The organism is Hydrogenophaga sp. (assembly GCF_041633695.1).
Lineage (GTDB): Bacteria > Pseudomonadota > Gammaproteobacteria > Burkholderiales > Burkholderiaceae_C > Hydrogenophaga.
In genome coordinates this window covers 1-5,502 of the sequence record NZ_JBFJMY010000285.1, presented here as the reverse complement: position 1 = coordinate 5,502, position 5,502 = coordinate 1, and the positions used below count along the sequence as shown (strand labels likewise).

At 66.4% G+C, this 5,502-nt stretch carries 5 protein-coding genes; all 5 read left to right on the top strand.

The genetic code is table 11. The annotated features are described in order from the left end of the window. The coding region (gene msrA / locus ABYB95_RS16100; RefSeq protein ID WP_372659575.1) for a peptide-methionine (S)-S-oxide reductase MsrA at positions 1 to 567 on the top strand (567 nt) is incomplete at its 5' end. Positions 568 to 582: 15 nt separating this feature from the next. Continuing rightward, the gene (locus tag ABYB95_RS16095; RefSeq protein ID WP_372659574.1) at positions 583 to 1,158 is read left to right on the top strand and encodes a VTT domain-containing protein; all 576 of its coding nucleotides are present in this window, start codon (positions 583 to 585) and stop codon (positions 1,156 to 1,158) included. Positions 1,159 to 1,342: 184 nt separating this feature from the next. Next, positions 1,343 to 2,080, top strand: coding sequence for an ABC transporter ATP-binding protein (locus tag ABYB95_RS16090; RefSeq protein WP_372659573.1), 738 nt, complete (start codon positions 1,343 to 1,345; stop codon positions 2,078 to 2,080). 7 nt (positions 2,081 to 2,087) lie between these two features. Next, positions 2,088 to 4,457 (top strand): FtsX-like permease family protein, encoded by a 2,370-nt coding sequence (locus ABYB95_RS16085; RefSeq protein WP_372659572.1) that lies wholly within the window; start codon positions 2,088 to 2,090, stop codon positions 4,455 to 4,457. Further along, positions 4,454 to 5,502, top strand: a 1,049-nt coding sequence (locus ABYB95_RS16080; protein ID WP_372659570.1) for an efflux RND transporter periplasmic adaptor subunit, incomplete at its 3' end; no start/stop codon positions are given. The genes ABYB95_RS16085 and ABYB95_RS16080, both read left to right, overlap by 4 nt.

Sequence of the window (5,502 nt, the reverse complement as noted above, 5' to 3'; positions counted from 1 at the left end):
CTGGCACTGGCCGCAGCGCTTGCCGGGCTGGCGCCAGTCGTCCACGCAGCCAACGCCACCGCCATCTTTGCCGGCGGTTGCTTCTGGTGCACCGAGTCCGACTTTGAAAAGCTGCCCGGTGTGATCGAGGCGGAGTCGGGCTACACCGGCGGCAAGGTCGCCAACCCGACCTATCAGCAGGTGAGCGCTGGCGGCACTGGCCACACCGAGGCGGTGCGCGTCACCTACGACCCGGGCAAAGTGAGCTACGCGCAACTGGTCGAGTATTTCTGGAAAACCATAGACCCGACCGAAAAAGACCGCCAGTTCTGCGACATCGGCAGCCAATACCGCAGTGGCATCTACTGGGGCAACGAAGACGAACGCAAGGCGGCAGAGAGCAGCCGCGATGCACTGGCCAAGTCCGGTCGCTTCAAGACAATCCACACCGAGCTCGCTGCGGCCAGTGCCTTCTATCTGGCCGAGGACTACCACCAGGACTATTCCAAGAAGAACTCCGTGCGCTACAGCTACTACCGCTATGCCTGTGGCCGCGACGCCCAGCTCAAGCGGGTGTGGGGGCAGTAACAGGGAGGGTTGGCCATGAGCATTCCCGATCTGCTCAGAAACCATGGCCGTTTGCTGGCCGTGGTCGGGTTTGTGGGCTTGTTGCTGCTGGTGCGGCAGACCGCACTGGGCGGACATTTTGAGCTGGCCGCGATCCGGGAAGCCATCGCGGGCCATCGCTTGGGCGGCGTCCTGTTGTTCATCGCCTTGTTCTCGTTGGGCAATTTGATGCTGATTCCCGGCTGGGTTTTCCTGGCTGCGGCGGTTTATGCTTTTGGTGCCTGGTCCGGCGGCTGGGCCACGTATGCAGCGGCCAGCGTCTCTTGCGTGTTGACCTTCTGGGTGATTCGCTGGCTCGGTGGGGACGCTTTGCGGCGCTTGAAAAACCCGCTGGCGCTCACGCTGCTGCGCCAGCTCGACACCGCGCCGCTGCGCAGCGTGATCGGCCTGCGCATGTTGTGCCAGACCCTACCGGCGCTGAACGCCGCCCTGGCCTTGTCGGGCATCCGGTTTCGCCATTACCTGCTGGGCACCTTGTTGGGCTTGCCCTTGCCGATCGCGCTCTACGTGTTGTTCTTCGACCATCTGGCGAAGTGGCTGGGTGCAAACTGATCCGGGGCAGCTGAGAACGTGGGCGCTGTTTCGCACAGTGCCGGGTTTGCAGTTGATACAGATCAATCCAGTGCAGGGCATGCTCTGAAATACTGGGAATGTGCGGCTTGCGCTGCACGCTCAGGGGCTTTCTGTCATCAAGGCATGCAAGGCCTTCACGCTGGTCCCTTGCTCACCCCGGTACATGAACACGCCCGACACACCAGCCGAATCGGTTTTCCTCGCCCGTGGCCTCACCAAGGTCTACGGTGCGGGCGAAACGGCGGTGCACGCCTTGCGCGGAGTCGACCTGGACATCCGGCGTGGGGAGTTCGTGGTGCTGCTCGGGGCGTCGGGCAGCGGCAAGTCCACCCTGCTCAACATCCTGGGCGGACTGGACAGCGCCACCAGCGGCTCTGCGCGCTGGAACCACGCGGGTGAGCTGCACGAGCTCATCGGTGCCGACGACGCGGCGCTCACGCGCTACCGGCGCGAGCACGTGGGCTTCGTGTTCCAGTTCTACAACCTCATACCCAGCCTCACCGCGCGCGAGAACGTGGCGCTGGTGACCGATCTGGCCGAGGATCCGATGAAGCCCGAAGACGCGCTGGCGCTGGTGGGGCTGGGGTCGCGGATGAACCATTTCGTGTCCCAGCTCTCCGGTGGTGAACAACAGCGCGTGGCGATTGCCCGCGCCATTGCCAAGAACCCCGCCGTGCTGCTCTGCGACGAACCCACCGGGGCGCTGGACTGCGCGACGGGTGTGATGGTTTTGCAGGCCATCGAGCATGTGAACCGCGAGCTGGGCACGACCACGGTGGTGATCACCCACAACGCGCCCATCGCCGACATGGCCGACCGTGTGCTGCGTCTCGCCGATGGCCGCATTGTCGACAGCCGGGTCAATGCGCACAAGGTGCCCGCCTTGTCGCTGAGCTGGTGACACCCGCATGAAGGCTTTGCACATCAAGCTCTGGCGCGACCTGCAGCGTCTGCGCGCCCAGGTGCTGACCATTGCCTTGGTGGTGGCGATCGGTGTGGCCGGTTTTGTCTCGATGTTCTCCGTGCACCAGTCGCTGCAGGATTCGCGCGATGCTTTCTACCGCGACAACCGCCTGGCCGATGTGTTTGCCGGTGTGAAGCGCGCACCGGTCCATCTGCGCGACCGGTTGGTGGCGCTGCCCGGTGTGGCCGAGGTCAAGCTCGATGTGGTGTTCGACGCGCAGATCGATCTGCCCGGCGTGCTGCCACCGGTGACGGGGCGTTTTGTCGGTGTCGATCTGGTGCGCGTGCACGCGGGGCGCCAGGGCATCAACGCGCTCACGCTGCAACGCGGGCGCTGGCCCGAGCGCACGGGTGCGCTGGAAGCCCTGGTGAGCGACCGCTTTGCCGTGGCGCGCGGTCTGCACCCGGGCGACACGGTGCACGCCATCCTGAACGGCAAACGCGAGCGCATCCACCTTGTGGGTACGGCGGCCTCGCCCGAGTATGTGTTCGCCTCGCAGGGTGGTGCGCCCGACGACCAGTCCTTTGGCATCTGGTGGATCGACGGCACGCGCATGAGCCAGGCCTTTGACATGCAGGGGGCGTTCAACCAGCTGGCGCTGCGGCTGGATGCCGGCGTGGCCGTGGCGCCGGTGCTGGTGCAGGTGGACCGCTTGCTGGAGCCCTATGGTGGCATCGGTGCGGTGGGGCGCGACCGGCAACTGTCGGCCAAGATCGTCGAGGACGAGCTGTCGCAACTCCAGGTGATGGGCACGGTGCTGCCCGCGATCTTTCTGGCGGTGGCGATGTTCATACTCAACGTGGTGCTGAGCCGCCAGGTCGCCACGCAGCGCAGCCAGATCGCCGCGCTCAAGGCACTGGGCTACAGCGACAGCGCCATCGCCTGGCACTACATCCAGCTCGCCATCACCATCGCCGGGCTGGGTGCCCTGGTCGGTCTGGGGCTGAGCGTGCTCATTGGCCGGGGCATGCTCGGCCTGTACGACGAGGTGTTCCGCTTCAACGACCTGGCCTATGCCACCGCATCGTGGCTGGTGGTCCTGTCGGCGCTGATCGCGGCGCTGGCCGCAGCGCTGGGCACCTGGACCGCCATCCGCGCGGTGGTGCGGCTCAAGCCCGCGCAGGCCATGCAAGCACCGGCACCGCCGAGCTACCGCGCCACGCTGATCGAGCGCATGGGGCTGGCCCGTTATGTCAGCACGGGCGCGCTGATGGTGGTCCGCAATTTCGAGCGCCGTCCGCTGCGGGCCGCCTTCACCGTGACCGGCATTGCCATGGCGGTGGCGCTGCAAATTTCTGGCGCATTCTGGCTCGACGCGATTGCCCACATCGTCGACGTGCAGTTCCGCCAGATGCAGCAGGGCGACGTGCTGGTGAACTTCCACCGGCCGGTGCCGGTGGGGGTGGTGAACGATCTCAAGCGCCTGCCGGGCGTGATCAACGCCGAGCCCTACCGCACCGAGCCTGTGCGGGTGCGCGTGCACGGCAACAGCGAAGACACGGCCCTCATGGGCCTGCGCAGCGACGCGCAGCTGATGCGCCTGGTGGACGAGCAGCGCGGGCCGGTGGGCATGCCCGCGCAGGGCGTGGTGCTCAGTGCTTTGCTCGCGCAGGCGTTGCAGGCGCGGGTGGGCGACCGCATCGCGCTCGAATTCCGGCTCTGGAACCAGGTGCACACCGAGGTGACGGTGGTCGACGTGGTGCACACCATGTTTGGCAAACAGCTCTACATGAACCTGGACGCCATGAACCGCCTGGCGCGAGACGGTGACGGCGTGGCCGATGCAGCCCTGCTGGTCGATCCCCTGGCCATGGACGCCTTCTGGCGCGCGGTGAAAGCGGCGCCGGCCATTGGTTCGGTGTTTGACAAGGCCGGCTCCATGGCCGCCTTCAACGCAACCACCTCGCGCAGCATGGGGGTGTTCAGTGGCATCCTCACCCTGTTTGCAGTGGCCATGGCGGTGGGCATCATCTACAACGCGGCCCGCATCTCGCTCTCGGAGCGTGCCTGGGAACTGGCCAGCCTGCGCGTGCTGGGCATGACGCGGGCCGAGGTCTCGGTGTTGCTGCTGGGCGAGCTGGGCGCCGAACTGCTGGTCGCTTTGCCGGTCGGGGCGGCGGCGGGCTGGGGGCTGGCCTCGCTGATGATGCACTTGATGTCGTCCGACAGCATCGATTTCCCGGTGGTCATCGAACCGTCGACCTACGCGTCGGCGGCCCTCATCGTGCTGGCAGCGGGCGTTGCCAGCGCGCTGCTGGTGCGCCGAAAAATCGACCAGCTCGATCTGGTTGCCGTATTGAAGGTGCGCGAATGAACGACAACAAGCAAGGCAAGACACCAGGCAAGATGCTGCGCCGCTGGATCGGCTGGGGGTTGGTCTTGGTGGCTGCTGCGGCGCTGGTGTTTGCGGTCTACCGTCCACGTCCGCTGGTGGTGGAGGTGGCACAGGTGGTCAAAGGCAGCTTCGAGCAGATCATTGAGGAGGACGGCCAGTTGCGCCTGAAAAACCGCTACACCATTGCCGCCCCCACGCCAGCCGATTTGCTGCGGCCTTCGCTCAAGGTGGGTGATGTGGTGCGCGCCGGTGATGTGGTCGCCACACTCGAGCCCGCCGCGCCGCAAATGATCGATGCGCGTACCCGCACCGTGCTGGAGCAACGGGTCGGCAGCGCCGAGGCCGCGCGCCGCGCTTTGGCAGCCCAGGTGCAGCGCGCACAGACCGCACTGGAGCAGGCCACGCTGGAAGCTCGCCGTGCGGAGCAGCTCGCCAAGGACCAGTTCATTGCCCCCTCGGCACGCGATCAGGCCACACTGGCCCGCCAGGCCGCGCAGGAAGCGTTGACCGCAGCCCGTGCCCAGCAGGGCGTGGCCGATTTCTCCCTGTCCGAGGCACGAGCCGCCCTGAGTCGCTCCCAGCCCGCCGGTGGCGCTGCGCCGACAGCAGGAATCTGGCAGCTCAAGAGCCCGGTCAACGGGCAGGTGCTCAAGCTCTACAAGGACAGTGCTTCGCCGGTCGCCGCCGGGCAACCCCTGCTCGACATTGGCGACACCTCGGCCATGGAGGCGGTGATCGATGTGCTGTCGGGTGAGGTGCAGCAAATTCAGCCCGGTGCCGTGGTGCAGCTGTCCACCGGCAGCGGCGCGCCACCGGTTGCTGGGCGTGTGGCGCGCATCGAACCCGTGGCCTTCACCAAGATCTCGGCCTTGGGCATCGAGGAGCAACGCGTGAACGTGGTCGTGGACCTGGCGTCGACCGCGGACGAGGCCTGGCGCCTGGGGGATGGCTTTCGCGTCGATGCGCGCATCACCGTTTTTTCACAGGCCGACGTCTTGCTGGTGCCCACGGCGGCCCTGGTGCG

Coding starts and splice junctions, on each gene's coding strand:
- ABYB95_RS16090 (WP_372659573.1), top strand. CDS start 1,343: ATGAACACGCCCGACACACCAGCCGAATCGGTTTTCCTCGCCCGTGGC.
- ABYB95_RS16095 (WP_372659574.1), top strand. CDS start 583: ATGAGCATTCCCGATCTGCTCAGAAACCATGGCCGTTTGCTGGCCGTG.
- ABYB95_RS16085 (WP_372659572.1), top strand. CDS start 2,088: ATGAAGGCTTTGCACATCAAGCTCTGGCGCGACCTGCAGCGTCTGCGC.